The 20,630-nt window shown below is 59.3% G+C and carries 13 protein-coding genes, 1 CRISPR repeat array and 1 riboswitch; of the genes, 6 read left to right on the top strand and 7 right to left on the bottom strand.

Annotated features, from left to right (window positions below):
• Positions 1-417: 417 nt before the first annotated feature.
• The 3 genes from fbaB to thiM all read right to left on the bottom strand — a co-directional run bounded on the left by fbaB (position 418) and on the right by thiM (position 3,189).
• Positions 418-1,470 carry a class I fructose-bisphosphate aldolase gene (gene fbaB, locus ACE3MN_RS08575; RefSeq protein ID WP_004103793.1) on the bottom strand — a complete coding sequence of 351 codons (1,053 nt, stop codon included), beginning with the start codon at positions 1,468-1,470 and terminating at the stop codon, positions 418-420.
• A gap of 148 nt (positions 1,471-1,618) precedes the next feature.
• On the bottom strand, positions 1,619-2,419 hold the full coding sequence (gene thiD / locus ACE3MN_RS08570; RefSeq protein ID WP_049099702.1) for a bifunctional hydroxymethylpyrimidine kinase/phosphomethylpyrimidine kinase: 801 nt from the start codon (positions 2,417-2,419) through the stop codon (positions 1,619-1,621).
• Complete coding sequence (gene thiM, locus ACE3MN_RS08565; RefSeq protein ID WP_004138623.1) at positions 2,416-3,189, bottom strand: hydroxyethylthiazole kinase; 774 nt, start codon at positions 3,187-3,189, stop codon at positions 2,416-2,418. Before thiM ends, thiD begins: the two co-directional genes overlap by 4 nt.
• Before the next feature lie 34 nt (positions 3,190-3,223).
• A riboswitch (TPP riboswitch) is annotated at positions 3,224-3,320 on the bottom strand.
• A gap of 232 nt (positions 3,321-3,552) precedes the next feature.
• On the opposite strand from thiM, the gene ACE3MN_RS08560 reads away from it, so the two are divergent.
• Positions 3,553-5,529: an alkyl/aryl-sulfatase gene (locus tag ACE3MN_RS08560; protein ID WP_049087126.1), complete on the top strand. Its 1,977-nt coding sequence runs from the start codon at positions 3,553-3,555 to the stop codon at positions 5,527-5,529.
• Positions 5,530-5,596: 67 nt separating this feature from the next.
• Positions 5,597-6,785: direct repeats of the CRISPR family, unit length 29 nt; unit sequence CGGTTTATCCCCGCTGGCGCGGGGAACAC.
• 176 nt (positions 6,786-6,961) lie between these two features.
• Here ACE3MN_RS08560 and ACE3MN_RS08555 read toward each other — a convergent pair.
• Entirely contained in the window at positions 6,962-7,888 is a 927-nt protein-coding gene (locus ACE3MN_RS08555) for a LysR family transcriptional regulator (protein ID WP_171820856.1), read from the bottom strand.
• A 120-nt stretch (positions 7,889-8,008) separates the two neighbouring features.
• On the opposite strand from ACE3MN_RS08555, the gene ACE3MN_RS08550 reads away from it, so the two are divergent.
• Together ACE3MN_RS08550 and ACE3MN_RS08545 are read left to right on the top strand one after the other, a co-directional pair.
• The gene (locus tag ACE3MN_RS08550; protein WP_064410732.1) at positions 8,009-9,820 is read left to right on the top strand and encodes an adenine deaminase; all 1,812 of its coding nucleotides are present in this window, start codon (positions 8,009-8,011) and stop codon (positions 9,818-9,820) included.
• A 2-nt stretch (positions 9,821-9,822) separates the two neighbouring features.
• Complete coding sequence (locus tag ACE3MN_RS08545) at positions 9,823-11,166, top strand: NCS2 family permease (protein WP_024359182.1); 1,344 nt, start codon at positions 9,823-9,825, stop codon at positions 11,164-11,166.
• Between the two features lie 155 nt (positions 11,167-11,321).
• On the opposite strand, the gene ACE3MN_RS08540 is transcribed toward ACE3MN_RS08545, so the two are convergent.
• Positions 11,322-12,242, bottom strand: coding sequence for a LysR family transcriptional regulator (locus ACE3MN_RS08540; protein ID WP_024359183.1), 921 nt, complete (start codon positions 12,240-12,242; stop codon positions 11,322-11,324).
• A 169-nt stretch (positions 12,243-12,411) separates the two neighbouring features.
• Between ACE3MN_RS08540 and ACE3MN_RS08535 the strand changes: the two genes are divergently transcribed.
• Positions 12,412-12,729, top strand: coding sequence for an RcnB family protein (locus ACE3MN_RS08535; RefSeq protein ID WP_024359184.1), 318 nt, complete (start codon positions 12,412-12,414; stop codon positions 12,727-12,729).
• A gap of 59 nt (positions 12,730-12,788) precedes the next feature.
• On the opposite strand, the gene ACE3MN_RS08530 is transcribed toward ACE3MN_RS08535, so the two are convergent.
• Positions 12,789-13,118, bottom strand: a complete 330-nt coding sequence (locus ACE3MN_RS08530; protein ID WP_024359185.1) for a hypothetical protein — start codon at positions 13,116-13,118, stop codon at positions 12,789-12,791.
• 350 nt (positions 13,119-13,468) lie between these two features.
• Positions 13,469-14,578 (bottom strand): iron-sulfur cluster carrier protein ApbC, encoded by a 1,110-nt coding sequence (gene apbC / locus ACE3MN_RS08525; RefSeq protein WP_004122768.1) that lies wholly within the window; start codon positions 14,576-14,578, stop codon positions 13,469-13,471.
• Between the two features lie 151 nt (positions 14,579-14,729).
• On the opposite strand from apbC, the gene metG reads away from it, so the two are divergent.
• A complete protein-coding gene (metG, locus tag ACE3MN_RS08520) occupies positions 14,730-16,763 on the top strand; it encodes a methionine--tRNA ligase (protein WP_004138615.1) in 2,034 nt (677 codons plus the stop codon).
• A 141-nt stretch (positions 16,764-16,904) separates the two neighbouring features.
• Positions 16,905-20,624 (top strand): DUF4132 domain-containing protein, encoded by a 3,720-nt coding sequence (locus tag ACE3MN_RS08515; protein ID WP_375364343.1) that lies wholly within the window; start codon positions 16,905-16,907, stop codon positions 20,622-20,624.
• Positions 20,625-20,630: the final 6 nt, after the last annotated feature.

The raw sequence follows: 20,630 nt of genomic DNA, 5'->3' as shown, positions 1-20,630 counted from the left end.
ACGCGCCTGTCCGGGCTACCGGCCCGCAGAGGGCGGTGAACCGGTCACCCTGCTCTGCATAGCTTCCCGGAGGCGGCGCTTGACGCGCCTGTCCGGGCTACCGGCCCGCAGACGGCGGTGAACCGGTCACCCTGCTCTGCATAGCTTCCCGGAGGCGGCGCTGACGCGCCTGTCCGGGCTACCGGCCCACAGATGTCGGTGAACCCGTCGCCTGCTCTGCATGGCTTCCCGGAGGCGGCGCTTAACGCGCCTGTCCGGGCTACCGGCCCACAGACGGCGGTGAACCGGTCACCCTGCTCTGCATAGCTTCCCGGAGGCGGCGCTGACGCGCCTGTCCGGGCTCCGATCCTCAGACGGCGGTGAACCGGTAGCCCGGCCAAGCGCAGCGCCGCCGGGGAAGGCAGACGACGCGAGTGCTTAAGCGATAGTGACTTTGCCGTCCAGATAGACATCCTGCACGGCATTGATCAGCTTCACGCCGTCGGCCATCGATTTTTTAAACGCCTTACGTCCCAGGATCAGCCCCATGCCGCCCGCGCGCTTATTGATAACCGCCGTGCGCACCGCGTCGGAGAGATCGGTTTCGCCACCCGCCGCGCCGCCGGAGTTAATCAGCCCGGCGCGGCCCATATAGCAGTTCGCCAGTTGGTAACGCACCAGATCGATCGGATTATCGCTGGTGAGCTTGCTGTAAACCCGGTCATCGGTATAGCCGAAGTTCACCGCTTTATAGCCGCCGTTATTTTCCGCCATTTTCTGCTTCACGATATCCGCGCCGATGGTCGCCGCCAGGTGGTTGGCCTGGCCGGTTAAGTCTGCGGAAACATGGTAGTCGACGCCATCTTTCTTAAACGCCGAATTACGCAGATAGGCCCACAGCACGGTCACCAGACCCAGTTCGTGCGCGCGTTCAAACGCAGCGGAGATTTCTTCGATTTGCCGACGAGACTGCTCGGAACCGAAATAGATCGTCGCCCCGACCGCTACGGCGCCCATATTGAATGCCTGCTCAACGCTGGCGTACAGCGTCTGATCGTATTCGGTCGGGTAGCTCAGCGTTTCGTTATGGTTCAGTTTGACCAGGAAGGGGATGCGGTGCGCATAGCGGCGCGACACCGAGGCCAGCACGCCATAGGTGGAGGCCACGCAGTTACAACCGGCCTCAATGGCCAGTTCGACGATATTTTTCGGATCAAAGTACAGCGGGTTGGCGGCAAAAGAGGCGCCAGCAGAATGCTCTACGCCCTGGTCGACCGGCAGGATCGACAGATACCCGGTTCCCGCCAGGCGGCCGGTGTTATACAGGGTTTGCATATTACGCAGCACCGCCGGCGGACGATTGTTATCCACCATCACCCGATCGACATAATCCGCCCCCGGTAAATAGAGCTGGTCGGCTGGAATCGTCATACAGCGGTGCTGTAAAAGCGTGTCGGCATCTTTGCCAAGCAACTGCGTAATATCAGTCATAGCTATCTCCCGTAAGTGCCGGTCGAAACCGGCATGCGTTTTCCCAACCCAATTATTTTGGGCAGGTTAAGCCTGGTACCGACTCAGCATATTTTCCAGCCGGGAGCCTATTTTTTCAGCATAGTCTGCTGACACGTTGTCTTGCCGGTTACCACCAGGCGTGGAAATGGTGGACCGGACCGATGCCGTGCCCCACTTCCAGCGAATCGGCCTGCGCCAGCGCCGCAGAGAGCCAGCCCTTGGCTTCCGCCACGGTTCGCCCCCAATCATCGTAACGCGGACGCAGCGCCGCCAGCGCCGCCGACAGCGTACAGCCGGTACCGTGGGTGTTTTTGGTCTGGACTCTCGGCGCGGTAAAGCGCTGCTCCCCGTCGCGGGTAAAGAGCCAGTCAGGGCTTTCCGCATCATCAAGATGGCCGCCCTTCATTAATACCGCTCCGCAGCCCATTCCCAGCAGCGCTCTGCCCTGCTCCAGCATCTCCTTTTCCGTTCGGGCATGTGGCGCATCCAGCAGCGCCGCCGCCTCCGGCAGATTCGGGGTGATCAGCGACACCTGCGGCAGCAGGCGCTGGCGCAGCGTCTCCACCGCCGAGGCTGAGAGCAGCGGATCGCCGCTTTTTGCCAGCATGACGGTATCCAGCACCACGTTGGTTATCCGGTAGCGCGCCAGCCGTTCCGCCACCGCCTCGACGATATCGGTTTCCGCCAGCATCCCGATTTTGGTGGTATCGATGCGCACATCGCTGAAGACCGAATCGAGCTGCGCGGCGACAAAATCAGGCTCTATACGGTACACCGACTGGACGCCGCGGGTGTTTTGCGCCACCAGCGCGGTGATGACCGAGCAGCCGTAAGCGCCCAGCGCCGAGAAGGTTTTGAGATCCGCCTGGATCCCCGCGCCGCCGCTCGGGTCGGTGCCGGCGATGGTTAACGCGTTAATTCGTTTCACAGGTCACCTCCCGCGTAGAGCGCATCGAGAAAGGCGGGAGTAAAGCTGCCGGGGCCGCCTTGCCGCGCCGCTTTTCCCCCCGCCAGCTTCATCAGACCGCAGGCCGCGGCCACGTTCTCCAGCCGATCGCCGGGCATCGCCGCAGCGGCGGCAACCACCGCCGATAGCGCGCAGCCGGTGCCGACTACCCGGGTCATTAGCGGATCGCCGCCGGTGACCGCGCGCGTGCGCTGGCCATCGGTGATGTAATCGACCTCGCCGGTGACCGCGACCACGGTATTCAACTGGCGGGCCAGCGCCTGCGCCGCGGGCAGCGCTGCGGCGGCGGTATCGGTGGTATCGACGCCGCGCCCGCCGCCGCTCATTCCGGCCAGGGCCATAATTTCCGAGGCATTACCGCGAACGGCGGCAGGCTGCAGCGCCAGCAGCTCCCGGCAAAATTCTGTCCGTAAGGTCAGCGCGCCGACCGCCACCGGGTCCAGCGCCCAGGGCTTGCCCGCCTGCGTTGCGCTATGCGCCGCCGCACGCATCGCCGCCGCGCGTTCGACGGTCAGCGTACCAACATTAATCAGCAGCGCATCGGCAATAGCGGCAAACTGGCTGGCTTCGTCCGGGTCGATAACCATCGCCGGGGATGCGCCAATCGCTAACAGGACGTTGGCGGTAAAGGTCTGCACCACGTCGTTCGTCATGCAGTGCACAAGAGGGGAATGACGGTGAAAAAGGTGCCGCAGATGGGCGATATGCGCGGGGTTCAGCAGGTCAGACATCGTTTGCTCCCGCCAGGCGATGAAGAAGCGACGACCCTGCGGTCTCTGACTTCCCTACGCTGGCATTATCCAGATCAGGTGGTACGGGTTTTTCTCAGCCTTCACAAAGAAGGGCACCCCGAGTCATTGAGAGATAAAAACGTTCTCAGCGGGCAGGTTACGGTAAGTCGCGGGACAACGCAAGCTGGCCTGGCGAGGTTAGAGGAGCGCACGCCGATCTGAATTTAACAATAAGCAATCAAATAATTAACAAAATAAACACTTTTTCAGATACGTGTTTATAGTTTAGAAGGCGTTACAGGATGTAACCCGGCGTCATATCGAAATTAACGAGTGAATCAGCGTAAACCCATGAGGATTCCGATGAAATTAACACCGATTATGAAAAGTCTGGCTCTGGCAGGAATCATTTCGACCCTCCCCATGACCAGTTGGGCGGAAACGTCTCCCAAAGCAGCCGCCGCGGCAACCAAACAGGCAAACGACGCGCTGTACAAACAGCTTCCCTTCTCCGATAACACCGACTTTACCAACGCGCATAAAGGCTTTATCGCCGCGCTCCCTACGGAGGTGATTAAAGGCGAACAGGGCAACGTTATCTGGAACCCGCAGCAGTACAACTTTGTTAAAGAGGGTGAAAAGGCGCCGGATACGGTCAACCCCAGCCTCTGGCGTCAATCCCAGTTGATCAATATTAGCGGCCTGTTTGAAGTGACCGAAGGCGTTTACCAGATCCGCAACCTCGATCTCTCCAACATGACCATTATCGAAGGCAAAGAAGGCATCACCGTTGTCGATCCGCTGGTATCGGCGGAGACCGCAAAGGTCGGAATGGATCTGTATTACAAAAATCGCGGCAATAAGCCGGTCGTTGCGGTGATCTACACCCACAGCCACGTCGATCATTACGGCGGCGTTCGCGGCGTGGTCGATGAAGCCGATGTGAAATCCGGTAAAGTCAAAATCTACGCGCCTTCCGGTTTTATGGAAGCCGCCGTTGCTGAAAACATTATGGCCGGGAACGTAATGAGCCGCCGCGCCAGCTATATGTACGGCAACCTGCTGAAACCGGATGCCACCGGCCAGGTTGGCGCAGGCCTCGGCACCACGACCTCCGCCGGCACCGTCACGTTGATTGCTCCCACCAATATCATCGAGAAAGATGGCCAGAAAGAGACCATCGACGGGCTGACCTACGATTTTATGCTGGCGCCGGGCTCAGAAGCACCGTCGGAAATGCTGTGGTATATCGAAGAGAAGAAGCTGATTGAATCCGCAGAAGACGTCACCCACACCCTGCATAACACCTACTCGCTGCGCGGGGCGAAAATTCGTGAACCGCTGCCGTGGTCGAAATATATCAACGCCGCCATCGTACGCTGGGGGGACAAGGCCGAAATCATTATGGCCCAGCACCACTGGCCGACCTGGGGCAATGAGAACGTGGTTAACCTGCTGAAGAGCCAGCGCGATCTGTATCGATACATCAATGACCAGACCCTGCGCATGGCCAACGAGGGCCTGACCCGCGATGAGATCGCCGCCAAATTCAAGCTGCCGGACAGCCTGGCCAACACTTGGGCCAACCGCGGCTACTACGGTTCCGTCAGCCATGACGTAAAAGCGACTTACGTCCTCTACCTCGGCTGGTTCGACGGCAACCCGGCTACGCTGGATGAACTGCCGCCGGAAGAAGCGGCGAAGAAATTCGTTGATTATATGGGCGGCGCCGACGCTATCCTCAAGAAAGCCAAAGAGGACTACAACCAGGGCAACTATCGCTGGGTAGCGCAGGTCGTGAGTAAAATTGTCTTCGCCGATCCTGGTAATCTGGAGGCGCGCAATCTGGAAGCCGATGCCCTGGAGCAGCTGGGCTATCAGGCGGAATCAGGACCGTGGCGTAATTTCTACCTGACCGGCGCTCAGGAGCTACGCAACGGCGTAGTGAAAGGCCCGACGCCGAACACCGCCAGCCCGGATACCGTACGGGCGATGACCCCGGAAATGTTCTTCGATTACCTTGCGGTGCATATTAATGGTGAGAAAGCCGGAACCGCCAAAGCGGTGTTCAATATCGACCTGGGTAACGATGGCGGTAAATATAAGCTGGAGCTGGAAAACGGCGTGCTCAACCACACCGCCGATGCCGAAGCCAAGGACGCGGATGCTACCATTGCGTTGGATCGCGCCACGCTGAACAAAATCATCCTGAAAGAGGAAACGCTAAAACAGGCGCAAGATAAGGGTGAAGTGAAAGTGACCGGCGATGGCGCGAAGCTGGATGAGATGCTGGGCTATATGGATAAATTTGAGTTCTGGTTCAATATCGTGACGCCGTAAATCAGCCCCCGCGGCGGCCAGCTGCGGGGGAACACTCTTTAGAACCATGTTCGGGAAACATTGACTGTGGTTTATCCCCGCTAGCGCGGGGAACACTCACCCTGCCCACTTGCAACTGAGTTCACCGCCGGTTTATCCCCGCTGGCGCGGGGAACACGCGGACCCGTCCGAGGTTGCTGACTTCATAGGCGGTTTATCCCCGCTGGCGCGGGGAACACTTCCCCACCCCACCAACCGAATAAACCAATCAACGGTTTATCCCCGCTGGCGCGGGGAACACGCGCGGTCTTCATTGCTGACCGGAATATAAGCCGGTTTATCCCCGCTGGCGCGGGGAACACATACCGGGTCTGGTCCTGGGTATAGCGGCCGTCGGTTTATCCCCGCTGGCGCGGGGAACACGGCATCAATGTGTTCATCCGCGGGTTGATCTTCGGTTTATCCCCGCTGGCGCGGGGAACACATTTGAACGCAAGTGCATCAGATCTCCAGTAACGGTTTATCCCCGCTGGCGTGGGGAACACGCTACGTGGACCTATGGATATCTGCGCCCGTTCGGTTTATCCCCGCTGGCGCGGGGAACACCTTAAGGAATGCGCGAAGAGACAGAAACAAACCGGTTTATCCCCGCTGGCGCGGGGAACACATCAGAGCAGTGGAAGCAGGCAAGAAGGGAGTCGGTTTATCCCCGCTGACGCGGGGAACACCTTAAGGAATGCGCGAAGAGACAGAAACAAACCGGTTTATCCCCGCTGGCGCGGGGAACACATCAGAGCAGTGGAAGCAGGCAAGAAGGGAGTCGGTTTATCCCCGCTGACGCGGGGAACACGCTAACTGGCAAAGCTCCTCGTGTGTCAGTGCCGGTTTATCCCCGCTGGCGCGGGGAACACTTCAACAGTCGGTCAGCGGAAGCCTGGTCAATCGGTTTATCCCCGCTGGCGCGGGGAACACCTTCCGAATACCTCACGAACAGGATCGCCAAGCGGTTTATCCCCGCTGGCGCGGGGAACACAGAAATTGCTGAAGCGCTAGGTGTTACAGTTGCGGTTTATCCCCGCTGGCGCGGGGAACACAGCAGCGTACAGGCTGGATCATGGAGGGAAGCCGGTTTATCCCCGCTGGCGCGGGGAACACCGCAGCATTCAAGCTCCCTGACTGCCTGCAGCCGGTTTATCCCCGCTGGCGCGGGGAACACATTACCGGCACTTTGTTGCGAAGGCAGAACTGCGGTTTATCCCCGCTGGCGCGGGGAACACACTAACCATATCTTATTGTTTTATAATAAATTTATCCACCAAGAACAATCTACCGACATTTTTGCAACAAATTGATGTTTTTAAAGAGCCATAACTATTTGATTTTAAAAGGCACAACAAACTATTCCGTTACCTCTCTCGCATTTCACCACAACAAGCTGAGAGAGCAACGGCCTCTACAGATTCACTTCCCGCAGCGAACTCAGTAATAATGTAAAACACGCTTCTATCAGCGGCGGCAGAGGCTGCGGCCCGCGCATCAGCGCCACGGTTCGCGTCAGCGCCGGCTGCTGAAGTTGCGCCACCTTTAACGCCGGATCCTGAAGGTGGGTGGTATAAAGCTCAGGCAGAATCGCCACCGCCAGCCGGGAACGCACCAGGCCGTAAAGCGTTTCAATATAGTCAACCTGATAACGCGTTTGCAGCGTGAGGCGATGGCTCTCCGCCAGCGCGCCGACCAGGCGCTGAATATTGCCCTTTGAGAACACCGCGATATCGCGCCCCGCGAGCAGCTTCCACGGCAGATGCGGCTGCCCGGCCAGCGGATCGTCGCAGTGCAGCACCGCCACAAACGGATCTTCGCGCAGAGGATAAACCTGCAGCTCAGGCGGTAACGAACGGTCTATTGCGCCTACGGCAAAATCTATCTTTCCCGACTGCAGCTCGCAAAACAGGGCGTCGTTAGTCTGATCGTGAAACTCCACTCTCAGGCGCGGAAACGCCTGAGCCAGCGTTTGCGGCAGCAGAGGAAATAGCAGCGAGCTCACCGAGGGCACCAGACCGATACGCACCGTACCGTCGCCGCCGGCCTCGACTATCTGCTGCATATCCTGAAACGCCAGCTGCGCCACGCTCAGCACCCGCCGGGCGTGGGGCAAAATCGCCGCCCCCAGTTCGGTTAAGGTGACCGCCGAGGCGGTGCGGTTGACCAGCTTACCACCCAGCACCGTCTCGATTTGCCGCAGCGCGCTGCTTAGCGCCGGCTGACTGATAGCCAACCGGTTAGCGGTGTCGGTGAAGTGACGCAGCTGGGCCAGGGTCACAAAGTACTGAATCTGCTTGAGAGAGAGCGCGGGCAGACGTTGCCAGGGTTCGGTCATCATGTTTTCGTCAACGGTGAGCATGCAGAATAACCCGAGGTTATCGGGCGATAAATTTATTCATCTGGGCAAACGTTTGCTCTGCCCCTAGAGTATCCCCATTATCCTTGTGCCGGAGTTGTTATGTCCAGCAGTGCTGAAACTCGCCGCCGCGCCGTGCAGGCCGCGCGCGGAGAATCCCCTTTCGATCTCTTATTAACCGACGCGCAGATTGTCGACATGGCCACCGGCGAAATTCGCGAGGCCGATGTCGGGATCGTCGGCGATAGGATCGCCAGCGTGCACCCGCGCGGCAGCCGCTCCGATGCCCGCGAACGCCGCTCGCTGGCGGGGTGTTTCCTGTCTCCGGGGCTGATGGATACCCACGTCCATCTTGAAAGCTCTCACCTGCCGCCTGAACGCTATGCCGAAATCGTCCTGGCTCAGGGCACGACGGCGGTATTCTGGGACCCGCACGAGCTGGCCAACGTGCTGGGCGTTGAGGGCGTGCGCTACGCCGTCGCCGCCAGCCGCCATCTGCCGCTACAGGTGATGGTCGCCGCCCCCTCCAGCGTGCCGTCCACGCCGGGGCTGGAGATGTCCGGCGCCGATTTCGCCGGCGCGGAAATGGCCACCATGCTGGCCTGGCCGGAAGTTTGCGGCGTCGCCGAAGTGATGGACATGCATGGCGTGCTGCACGGCAGCGAGAGGATGCAGGAGATTATCCAGGCCGGCCTGGACAGCGGCAAGCTGATTGAAGGCCACGCGCGCGGCCTGAGCGGCGCGGATCTGCAGGCCTATCTCGCCGCCGGGGTCACCTCCGATCACGAACTCACCTCGGCGGAAGATGCGCTGGAAAAACTGCGCGCCGGGCTGACGGTAGAGATCCGCGGTTCGCACCCTTACCTGCTGCCGGATATCGTTAACGCATTGAAATCGTTGCCGCATCTCTCCTCGCAAATCACCGTCTGCACCGACGATGTGCCGCCGGATATGCTGCTGGAAAAAGGCGGCATTATCGCCCTGCTCAACCTGCTGATTGAGCACGGATTGCCGGCAACAGACGTCCTGCGTTTCGCCACCTTAAACGCGGCGATCCGGCTGCAACGTAACGATCTGGGGCTGATTGCCGCCGGACGCCGTGCCGATCTGGTAGTTTTCGATTCATTAGAAAAGCTCGCCGCGCGGGAAGTTTACGTCGCCGGTAAGCTGATTGCCCGCGAGGGCGCCCTACTTGAGTCGATTCCGTCGGCGAGCGGCGTGACCCCGCCGCGCGATACCCTACAGATGCCGCCGCTCAGCCCAGCCGATTTTATCCTTCGCGTCGGCGCTATTCGCCACGGCGTCGCCCGCCTGCGGCATATTCGCGGCGCACGCTTCACCCAGTGGGGAGAGGTTGAGGTACAGGTCCGCGATGGCAAAGTGCAAATCCCGGACGGATTTAGCCTGATTTGGGTTAAGCATCGCCACGGCCGCCACGAAGCAAAACCGCAAATTGCGCTATTAGAGGGCTGGGGCGAACTGCGCGGCGCTATCGCCACCAGCTACTCCCACGATTCCCACAACCTGGTGGTGCTCGGCCGCGATCCTGACGATATGGCGCTGGCGGCAAACCGGCTGATCGAATCCGGCGGCGGCATGGCGCTGTCGCAGCAGGGAAAAATCCTCGCCCACGTAGCGATGCCGATTGCCGGGATGCTCTCCGACTTACCCGCCACGGAGCTGGCGCGGCAGTTCCGCGAGCTTCGCGACCTGAGCGCGGAAATCGCCGACTGGGAGCCGCCCTACCGCGTATTTAAGGCGATTGAGGGTACCTGCCTGGCCTGTAATGCCGGTCCGCATTTGACGGATTTAGGTTTGACCGACGGCGGCACTCGCCAGATAGTCGAGCCGCTGATAGAGAGCCGGGAAATCCCGGAACGCCCAGAACACAACAATAATCATCAGGGAGCCTGAGCATGGCCGACAATACCCTTAACTCATCCGCGCAAGGTAGCTGGCTGGAGCGCCGTTTTGCCTTGTATTCCCGCGGCAGTACGCTGCGCACCGAATGCCTCGCGGGCATCACCGGCTTTCTCGCCGCCGCCTATCTGCTGGTGGTTATCCCCGGCCTGCTGGCGGTTGGCGGGATGGATAAAGGCGCGGCAACCACCGGCACGATCCTGGTGTTCGTCGGCGGTACGCTGCTGATGGCGTTTTATGCCAACCTGCCGTTTATCGTCGGGCCGGGCATCGGCGGCTCGGTGCTGGTCGGCGTCACGCTGGCGGGCAGCGAAGGCATTGGCTGGCAGGTCGGTCTCGGTATCGCCTGCTGGTCGGGGATTCTGTTTTTCCTGCTAACGAAGTTCGGCCTGCGTGAAGTGGTGACCCGTTCGGTGCCGCAGTCAATTAAGCTCGGATTAACCGCCTCGATCGGACTTTTCGTCGCGGTGCTGGGCTTCCGTAACGCCGGGCTGGTGCTGGCCAACGCCAAAACCAACGCCCTGATGCTCGGCGATTTTCTCTCGCCGGGGGCACTGGTGGCGCTCTGCGGGCTGTTTCTGGCCATCGCCCTGCAGGCGAGAAAAATTCCCGGGTCGATTCTGTGGGCGATTCTCTTTGCCACCCTGGTCGGGATTCCGATGGGCGTTACCAGGCTGCCGGGCAGCTTTATCGATATGCCGCACTCGCTGACGCCGGTGCTGGGGCAAATCGACATGCTGGGCGCGCTGAATATCGCCTTCCTGCCGTTCCTGTTTGTGTTCTTCGCTTCAGAGTTCTTTTCCACCATGGGCACTACCCTGGCTGTGGGCGGCGAAGCGGGTCTGCTGGATGAAGAAGGCAATATGCCGCATATCAATCGCCCGTTTATGGTTGACTCGATCGCCGCGGCCGTTGGCCCCTGGCTGGGCATTCCGGCGGCGACCGCGCTGATTGAATCCTCGGCGGCCGCGGAAGCCGGCGGCAAAACCGGGTTAACCGCGCTATCGGCGGCGGTGATGTTCCTGCTGATGCTGCTGTTTACTCCGGTGGCGCTGATGATCCCCAAAGAGGCGACCGCGCCGGCGCTGATCCTGATCGGCCTGAATATGTTCAGCGGCCTGCGCAAAGTGGATCTGGCAAACTTCACCGACGGCCTGCCGGTGCTGATGATGGTGATGATTACCCTGATTGCCAATAGCTTCGGCACCGGAATTGCCGGCGGGCTGCTGTTTTATGTGGTGATCAAAACCATCGCCGGGAAGTGGCGAGAAATCCCGATTGGCCTGTGGATCCTGGCAATTCCGCTGGTGTACTACTTTGCCACGCTGGTGAAGCATTAAGGTTAGTGCCAATCGTGTTCCCGGAGGCGGCGCTGGCGCGCCTTGTCCGGGCTCCCGGCCCGCAGACAGCTGTGAACCCGTAGCCCGGTCAGCGCAGCGCCACCGGGAAAAAGCCACGCCGATTTATCACCCCGACACCGTTCCCGCAGGCGGTGCTACCGGCCCGCAGAGGGCGCGCGGGAATTAACCGCTTCGCACGCTTCTTTCACTGCGTCATACAGCAGCCGTACCGCGGGAGAAAGCTGTTTACGGTGCGGGCAAATCATATTCAGCGGCACCACGTCTCCTTGATAGTGCGGCAACAGCACCCGCAGCCGCCCTTCGCGGATATCATCGCCGACGTCGAGTTCAGACTTGAAGGCGATGCCCTCCCCGGCAACCGCCAGGCGGCGTATCACCTCGGCGTCATCGCTCACGATAGTGCCGGAAACCTGCACGTGATGGACTTTCCCCTCCAGGCTCAACGGCCAGCGGTCGAACGCTCTGCCGCGCAGCACGTAGGTCAGCGCGTTGTGTCGGGCCAAATCTTCCAGCGTCTGCGGTTCGCCGTTTTCGGCTATCCAGCCGGGCGAGGCTACCAGCACCCGGCGATTATCCGGCGCAACGGGCAGAGAAATAAACGAGGCATCGTCGTTATCGCCGTAGCGAAACGCGACGTCCACCGGGTCTTTAAACACGTCGGTCCGATGATCGGAAAACAGTATCCGCAGGCGCAGCGCAGGATGCCGCTGGCGAAAATCGCGAAACACGCGCAGAAGCAAATTGCGCCCAAGGTCAGACGGCACGGCGATTTGTAACGTTCCGCGGACTTCGTCATCCGGCGTGTGGATTTTTTGCAGCCCGGCGTGCAGCGTATCGATCATCTGCGTGGCATAAGGCAGCCAGGTTTCGCCCTCCGGCGTCAGGCGTAAGCTTCGCGTCGAACGAGCGAAAAGACGGATATTCAGCGTCGTTTCAAGACGCTTTATCGCCGCGCTGACCTGCGAGGGCTGCAGCCCGGCCTCCCGCGCCGCATCGCTGAAGCTGCTTAACGCCGCTGCGCGGACAAACAATGCCAGATCTTCCAGCCTGAACATACCCACTCCCCACCCCGGATTATTCTCAAAACAGACGCGCCCCGATGAAAAACGTCGCCGTATCACCGTTTGCTTACACTTTTAACCAAACCAATGCTTGCCATTTCCTTGACCTATCAGGAATCATACGAGGCTGCGATTTTGTGTCCAGGATAATAATGGGGAAATTATGCGTAAAACAAAAATGATGCTTCTGGGCGTACTGTTGGCCTGCTCCAGCGGAGCGTGGGCGGCGTCCGGCGAAGGTATACAGAAATATGAGCTGGATGGGGTGACCGCAGACTTCAAACAATTCCACATCGGCGACACCGTACCGCCGCTGTACCTCACGCCAGAATACAACATCAAGCAGTGGCAGCAGCGCAATTTGCCTGCCCCGGATGCCGGGACCCGCTGGACCTATATGGGCGGAAGCTACGTTCTGATTACCGAAACCGAGGGAAAAATCCTCAAAATCTATGATGGCGAGATTTTCTACCATCGCTAAAAGCCGAACGCCAGCGCGCTATCCCTGCCGCTGGCGTTTTGTTTTTCGATGCGATAATGCTATCCGTTAAAGCGGTTTTGTTTATGCATAAATTCCTCGACGGCAATACCGGAAGCCACGTGCTCATAGAGCATTAAAATACTTAATATCAAATCGCCGCCGCTACGCAATAAATCATCCGGGGCAGTACGACTCTTTTCATCCGATAAAAAAACAAGCTGTTCAAAAATATCACTGTATTCACCATAAGCACCAATCGGAATTTCAGCCATCGGGAGATGCTCCTGGCAATAGCGTAACGCGTCTGCGGCTTTCTCCGGCAGCGTGCGCGTATGCATAAAAATAACCAGCAGTTCTCGTAACTTAACGATTAGAGCAATATTGTTCATCATGCACTCCGGAAATGTATTACGGCTATACTTTCCTTCCATCGTTTTTATTGACGTAGTACTGATAACTTCCACGTTTCGCCAAATCACACAGCCAAAATTAAACATCGTCACGGCGAATTAAAATACTTCACTTCTATGCTAATCAAGCTCGCACAACCGCCAGCGGAAAACAATGTTAACAATATGTTTTATTGACAAATCTCAACATCGCTAAATGTGAATAAAAACAAGTAATATTTAACGCTTATATCATTCACGCGGTGATTATTTTGGAAAGAGAAAACGGGGCGGATACGATAACAAACCGTACGGCGCAACGTGCCGTACGGTTCAGAAGGGAGGGAAAATCAGACCGCGCGGAAAGCTATTTCACCGGGGATAACTTCGCCCTGCCAGTACAACTGCGCCGCGACGCGGTCTGCCAGCTGGCGGTAGGTTTCGGTAAACTCGCTTTCCGGGCGCGCCACCACCGTCGGCGTTCCCTTGTCGAGGTCTTCGCGCAGGGTGATATGCAGCGGCAGCTGGCCCAGCAGCTGGGTATGGTATTTCTCGGCCAGCTTTTGCGCGCCGCCGGTACCGAAGATAGGCTCGTGGTGTCCGCAGTTGCTGCAAATATGCATGCTCATGTTTTCCACAATCCCCAGCACCGGCACTTCGACTTTCTCAAACATCACGATACCTTTTTTGGCGTCGATCAGGGCGATATCCTGCGGCGTAGTCACCACCACCGCGCCGGTGACCGGAATGTTTTGCGCCAGCGTCAGCTGAATATCACCGGTGCCCGGCGGCATATCCAGCACCAGGTAATCGAGATCCGGCCACAGGGTTTCCTGCAGCATCTGCATTAACGCTTTGCTGGCCATCGGGCCGCGCCAGACCATGGCGTTGTCGTCGGTGACCAGATAGCCGATGGAGTTGGTGGCGAGACCAAATTTCATAATCGGCGCCATATGGGTGCCGTCCGGCGAAGTGGGACGCTGATCTTCCGCGCCGAGCATGGTCGGAATCGACGGGCCGTAAATATCGGCATCCAGAATGCCGACTTTCGCCCCTTCCGCCGCCAGCGCCAGCGCGAGGTTGACCGCGGTAGACGATTTACCCACCCCGCCCTTGCCGGAGCTGATGGCGATGATGTTTTTCACGCCGTTGATGCCGGGCTGATTTTTTACCCGCTGCAGCGTGGCGATGCTGTGCGTCAGCTTCCAGTCAATAGCTTTAGCGCCGGTAATGCGCAGCAGCTCGGCGCTGCACTGCTCCTTGAGCACCTCAAACGCGCTATGCCAGACGAACGGCATCTGAATTTCAATGTGCACGGTCTCGTCCAGCCAGGCGACGTGATGCAGCGCCTTCAGCGTAGTGAGGTTATGTTTCAGGGTTGGGTGCTGGAAATTAGCCAGGGTCCCGGCGACCATCGCGCGCAGACGCTCGGGGGATTTGGCCTGGGATTGCGAACTCATCCCGACTCCTTTGTTATTGTGAGTTGAATCTTGTGCGTTAAGTTTACCTTAAAGGGAATAATTCCCCCACAATAAGCTTTGGGCTTACCAAATTATTGCCTTTGCGGTAACATCGAAACCCCTTTTTACAATAGAAGATGTAATGCCCACTATGACTCAAGTCGCGAAGAAAATTCTGGTAACGTGCGCGCTGCCGTACGCAAACGGCTCAATCCACCTCGGCCACATGCTGGAGCACATCCAGGCTGATGTCTGGGTCCGTTACCAGCGAATGCGCGGCCACGAGGTCAACTTCATCTGCGCCGACGACGCCCACGGCACCCCGATCATGCTGAAAGCGCAGCAGCTCGGTATCACCCCGGAACAGATGATTGGCGAAATGAGTCAGGAGCATCAGACCGATTTTGCTGGCTTCGACATCAGCTATGACAACTATCACTCCACGCACAGCGACGAGAACCGCGAGCTGTCGGAGCTTATCTATACGCGTCTGAAAGAGAACGGTTTTATCAAAAACCGCACCATCTCTCAGCTCTACGATCCGGAAAAAGGCATGTTCCTGCCGGACCGTTTTGTAAAAGGCACCTGTCCGAAGTGCAAATCACCGGATCAGTACGGCGATAACTGCGAAGTGTGCGGCGCGACCTACAGCCCGACCGAGCTTATCGAGCCGAAATCGGTCGTCTCCGGCGCGACGCCGGTGATGCGCGAGTCCGAGCACTTCTTCTTCGACCTGCCGTCGTTCAGCGAAATGCTGCAGGCGTGGACCCGCAGCGGCGCGCTGCAGGAGCAGGTGGCGAATAAAATGCAGGAGTGGTTCGAGTCCGGACTGCAGCAGTGGGATATCTCCCGCGATGCGCCGTACTTCGGCTTCGAAATCCCGAACGCGCCGGGCAAATACTTCTACGTCTGGCTGGACGCGCCGATCGGCTACATGGGCTCCTTCAAGAACCTGTGCGACAAGCGCGGCGATACCACCAGCTTCGACGAATACTGGAAGAAAGACTCCACCGCCGAGCTGTATCACTTTATCGGTAAAGATATCGTCTACTTCCACAGCCTGTTCTGGCCGGCGATGCTGGAAGGCAGCAGCTTCCGCAAACCGACCAACCTGTTCGTTCACGGCTACGTGACGGTCAACGGCGCCAAGATGTCCAAGTCGCGCGGCACCTTTATTAAGGCCAGCACCTGGCTGAATCATTTTGACGCAGACAGCCTGCGCTACTACTACACCGCCAAGCTCTCGTCGCGTATCGATGACATCGACCTGAACCTGGAAGACTTCGTGCAGCGCGTTAACGCCGATATCGTCAACAAGGTGGTGAACCTCGCCTCGCGCAACGCCGGTTTCATCAACAAGCGTTTCGACGGCATGCTGTCCGCCGAACTGGCCGATCCTCAGCTGTATAAAACCTTTACCGATGCGGCAACAAGCATTGGCGAAGCGTGGGACAGCCGGGAGTTCGGTAAAGCTATCCGCGAAATCATGGCGCTGGCCGACGTGGCGAACCGCTACGTTGACGAGCAGGCGCCGTGGGTGGTGGCTAAACAGGAAGGGCGCGACGCCGACCTGCAGGCCATCTGCACCATGGGCCTGAATATGTTCCGCGTGCTGATGACCTGGCTGAAGCCGGTCCTGCCGCAGCTGGCCGCCCGCGCCGAAGCGTTCCTCAACGGCGAACTGAGCTGGGATGCTATCCAGCAGCCGCTGCTCGGTCACAAGGTTAACGCTTTCAAAGCGCTCTACAACCGCATTGAGATGAAGCAGGTTGACGCGCTGGTCGAAGCGTCGAAAGAAGAAGTCAAAGCGCTGTCAGCGCCGGTCACCGGCCCGCTGGCGGACGATCCGATTCAGGAAACCATCACCTTTGACGATTTCGCCAAAGTCGATATGCGCATCGCGCTGATTGAAAACGCCGAGTTCGTGGACGGTTCCGACAAGCTGCTGCGCCTGACGCTGGATCTCGGCGGCGAGAAGCGCAACGTCTTCTCCGGCATCCGTTCCGCCTACCCGGACCCGCAGGTGCTGATTGGCCGCCTGACGGTGATGGTCGCCAACCTGGCGCCGCGCAAAATGCGCTTCGGCGTTTCTGAAGGCATGGTGATGGCCGCGGGTCCTGGCGGGAAAGATATCTTCCTGCTCAGCCCGGACAGCGGCGCCCAGCCGGGCCAGCAGGTCAAGTAATGACGCATAAAGCGCTGCTCCGGCAGCGCTTTTTTTATTTTATAAATTCTGAAAATTGTATTCTTGCTACCCCCACCCTCGGTGTTCCTGTCAATAGCTGTTAGCATCAACGCCAGGCTGGATAAAAACACAGGGACGTTGATGAAAACCTTTATTTATCAGGACGAAAAATCACATAAATTCTGGGCGATTGAGCAGCAGGGCCACGAGCTGCATCTACGCTGGGGCAAGGTTGGCACACACGGGCAGAGCCAGATCAAAACCTTTGCCGACGCGGCGGCGGCCAGCAAGGCTGAAGTCAAATTGATTAACGAAAAAACCCGCAAAGGCTACGTTGAAGTTACTCGCACCGAGCAGCCTGCCTTACCCGCATCGCCACCAGCCGCCCCACAGCCCGAATACGCCTCAACGCCCTCAGACATCACCCGTCCGTGGCTGACGGACGATGGCGAACTGCTTTTATCGGATGAGCTGCTTGAAGAGGTGCTCCCTTCTCGCCTCTTTCCCGGTAAACCGATCGCCGCGCCTGAAAATAGCAAACTGATGGACCTCGGCAACGAGATCCACAAACAATCAGGGAATATCGTCACCTTTAACTCTACCGACTGCTCCGCGTACTGGCAGCAAATCATCAACCAGGCCCTGACCGATGGCCCGCTTTCACCCGCGGCGCTGGCGGTTCAGGTGGCGGTAGCCACGCGCCGCGGCTGGCGCAGCGCTGATAATGCCTGTCTGATGGACGAGATTGTTTACGTTTACGGTCTGGAATATGCCATCGAGATGTTTATCGCCCTGCAGCACATTGAGTTTGATTATAATTATCAAACCCTTCAGGTGACTTTCCGCGCCGAACCCACCCGCGCGCGCGGGCCGGCGCTGCTCGACGTGCGCCTGCGCGCCCATCTGGCTCATGCGGATGAGGCGCTCTGGCGGCGCTGCGTGGATAAACTGATCGCCGCGTTGCCGGATATGCCCATCGGGCAACAGCCGCTGGTGGCGCTCTTGCTGCCGGAACGCCAGGATATCGTGAACGATATCGCCCGTCGGGTACTGGCGCACAAAAATGTGAAGACGGCGGAATGGCTGAAGGTCGTCGCCCGCGACCCGCAGGTGGTCAAAGCGCTGGAGCCTTACCAGACGGAAAATCTGTTTAACGATTATTACCACGGCAGCGTCTGGAACGCGACGGTGATGCGCGAACAGGGCGTCGCCGGTATCGCCCGCTTTGCGCCCTACGTTCACGATGACCTGTGCGGAGAGCGGGTAAGCGGCGTGAACCATCCCCAGGCGCTGATGCAGCTGATCCGGGTGAGCGAACAAGGCAAACGCTGCCACGAGCGGATGGCCCGCGCCAGCGCCCGCTTCCCGCACGCGGCGCTGGCGGCGCTGGCCGAACTGCTGGCGCAGAAAGAAGAGAAGCGCTGGCGCATTATGCTGATGACCCTGCTGAGCGCGCAGCCGGAGCTGGCGGCGCAAATTTCGCCGTGGCTCTCGTCGCAGGCCGCAACGCTGCTGGCAGCCTGCCAACGGCAGTTAAGCCAGCGGGTCGACTGCGCCGGGGCCGATATTCTGCCGCCGCTGCTGGTTTCGCCCCCGTGGACGGCGAAAAAGAAAAAATCACCGATCCCTCAGCTAAGCTTAACGCCGCTGGCTTTAGAACCGGCCTGTATGCTGACGGAAGAGGCGGCCAACGCGCTTCTCGCCCAGCGGAGCTGGTACGCGCAGCAGGTGGAGATGAGCCAACAGGAGAGTGAGAAAGCGTACCTTACGCGCCTGGGTTTCAGGGTCTGGAGCCGTCAAAACAATCGCTATGAACACGCCTCCGACGCCGCAGCAGATGCCTGGCGGCGGCAGGATTATCTTGCGCTGATCGCCGAATTCCACGCTTACCACGCCCCTTATCCGGGGGAGTGGAATCTTTATATGCTCACCGCGCTGCCCGCCGGGCGGGCAGCCGATGCCTGGAGCTCGCTGAGTAAAGAGCCCCATACCGGCGGGGAATATGTGATGGCCTATCTGCGTCTTGCCGGGCTACCGGGTTTTATTCACGCCCTGTCCCGCTATCCGCAGGAGAATTTACCGGTCGCTATCTGGTTTGCCGCCAGCGAACTGGCCCCCATCGTCGCCCGCGCCTTTCACAAGCTGAAAACGCTGCGCGAAGAGGCGCGCGAGTGGCTGCTGGCCTATCCGGAGCACGCCATTGCCGGCCTGCTGCCCGCCGCTCTCGGCAAAGCGGGCGAAGCGCAGGACAGTGCGCGCCTGGCCATACGCATGCTGATGGATAACGGTCATCAGCCGCTGCTTGAACAGGTTGCCCACCGCTACGATCGGCCGGAGGTGATGGCGGCGGTCGGCGCGCTACTGGCGCTCGATCCGCTGGATAACCATCCGACGAAAATTCCGCCGCTGCCCGCGTTTTATCAGCCCGCGCTGTGGGCGCGACCGCTGCTGCGGGAAAATGGCCTTGCCTTGCCGGACGACGCATTAAAAACGCTCGGCGAAATGCTGCGCTTCCCGTCAGAGGAAGGTATTTACCCCGGCCTGCAGCAGGTAAAAGATCTCTGTACCGTGGCATCACTCGCCGCCTTCGCCTGGGATCTGTTCAGCGCCTGGCAAACCGCCGGCGCGCCGTCGAAAGAGAGCTGGGCCTTTACCGCGCTCGGCATCTTCGGTAACGACGATACCGCCCGCGCGCTCACCCCGCTGATCCGCGCCTGGCCGGGAGAATCCCAACATAAACGCGCTACCGTCGGGCTGGATATTCTCGCCGCCATCGGCACCGATATCGCCCTGATGCAGCTGAACGGCATCGCCGGGAAACTCAAGTTCAAAGCCCTGCAGGAGCGCGCCAGAGAGAAAATCGGCCATATCGCCGCAAGCCGCGCGCTGACCGTGGAAGAGCTGGAGGACCGCCTCGCGCCGGATCTGGGACTCAACGACGACGGAACCTTGACCCTCGATTTCGGCCCGCGGCGCTTTATCATTAGCTTTGATGAAGCCCTCAGGCCTTACGTGCGCGATGAAAACGGCAGCCGCCTTAAGGACCTGCCGAAGCCGAATAAAAGCGATGATAAGGCGCTGGCTACCGAGGCCGTTAATCGCTACAAAGCCCTGAAAAAAGACGCCCGCACGATTGCCGCCCAGCAAATCGCGCGCATGGAGTCCGCCATGTGCCAGCGTCGCCGCTGGACGGTGGAAAACTTCCGGCAGTTTCTGGTTAATCATCCCCTGGTCTGCCACCTCACCCGCCGCCTGGTATGGGGAGTCTACGACGCCGAAAACAGGCTGCTGGCCTGCTTCCGCGTGGCGGAAGACAACAGCTACGGTAACGCCGATGACGATCTGTTCACCCTGCCGCAAGGCGCGGTCCAAATCGGTCTTCCGCATCTGCTGGAAATGCCCGCGGAAGACGCCGCCGCCTTCGGTCAGCTGTTCGCCGATTATGAGCTGCTGCCGCCGTTCCGCCAGCTTGACCGCAGCTGCTACACCCTGACGATCGCCGAACTGGCGGCCACCGAGCTGACCCGCTGGGCCGGGCGCAAATGCCCGAGCGGGCGGGTAATAGGGCTGGCGAATAAAGGCTGGCTGCGCGGCGAACCGCAGGATGCAGGCTGGATTGGCTGGATGCTTAAACCGCTGGGCCAGTGGACGCTGGTGATGGAAATCGACGAAGGCTTTGCCGTCGGGTTGCTGCCGGATGAACTCAGCGCCGAGCAGCTGCTGAGCAAAATATGGCTGTGTGCCGAAAATGCGCACCAGTACGGCTGGGGCGGCAACGGCAAACAGCAGGCCACGTTTTCGGTGCTGGATAACGTCACCCTCAGTGAATTGATTAACGATATCGACGGGCTGTTTGAGTAACACAAG

This window comes from Klebsiella grimontii, from assembly GCF_042137965.1.
In the GTDB taxonomy this organism is placed as follows: Bacteria; Pseudomonadota; Gammaproteobacteria; order Enterobacterales; family Enterobacteriaceae; genus Klebsiella; species Klebsiella grimontii.
The sequence above is the reverse complement of the archived record's forward strand: the minus strand, read 5'-3'. Positions and strand labels throughout refer to the sequence as shown.

Bases quoted from the DNA above. Each gene is read 5' to 3' on its own strand.
- fbaB (WP_004103793.1), bottom strand. From the start codon at position 1,470: ATGACTGATATTACGCAGTTGCTTGGCAAAGATGCCGACACGCTTTTA.
- ACE3MN_RS08550 (WP_064410732.1), top strand. From the start codon at position 8,009: ATGTCCAGCAGTGCTGAAACTCGCCGCCGCGCCGTGCAGGCCGCGCGC.
- ACE3MN_RS08530 (WP_024359185.1), bottom strand. From the start codon at position 13,118: ATGAACAATATTGCTCTAATCGTTAAGTTACGAGAACTGCTGGTTATT.
- ACE3MN_RS08560 (WP_049087126.1), top strand. From the start codon at position 3,553: ATGAAATTAACACCGATTATGAAAAGTCTGGCTCTGGCAGGAATCATT.
- thiM (WP_004138623.1), bottom strand. From the start codon at position 3,189: ATGTCTGACCTGCTGAACCCCGCGCATATCGCCCATCTGCGGCACCTT.
- apbC (WP_004122768.1), bottom strand. From the start codon at position 14,578: ATGAGTTCGCAATCCCAGGCCAAATCCCCCGAGCGTCTGCGCGCGATG.
- ACE3MN_RS08555 (WP_171820856.1), bottom strand. From the start codon at position 7,888: ATGATGACCGAACCCTGGCAACGTCTGCCCGCGCTCTCTCTCAAGCAG.
- ACE3MN_RS08545 (WP_024359182.1), top strand. From the start codon at position 9,823: ATGGCCGACAATACCCTTAACTCATCCGCGCAAGGTAGCTGGCTGGAG.
- ACE3MN_RS08540 (WP_024359183.1), bottom strand. From the start codon at position 12,242: ATGTTCAGGCTGGAAGATCTGGCATTGTTTGTCCGCGCAGCGGCGTTA.
- ACE3MN_RS08535 (WP_024359184.1), top strand. From the start codon at position 12,412: ATGCGTAAAACAAAAATGATGCTTCTGGGCGTACTGTTGGCCTGCTCC.
- ACE3MN_RS08515 (WP_375364343.1), top strand. From the start codon at position 16,905: ATGAAAACCTTTATTTATCAGGACGAAAAATCACATAAATTCTGGGCG.
- metG (WP_004138615.1), top strand. From the start codon at position 14,730: ATGACTCAAGTCGCGAAGAAAATTCTGGTAACGTGCGCGCTGCCGTAC.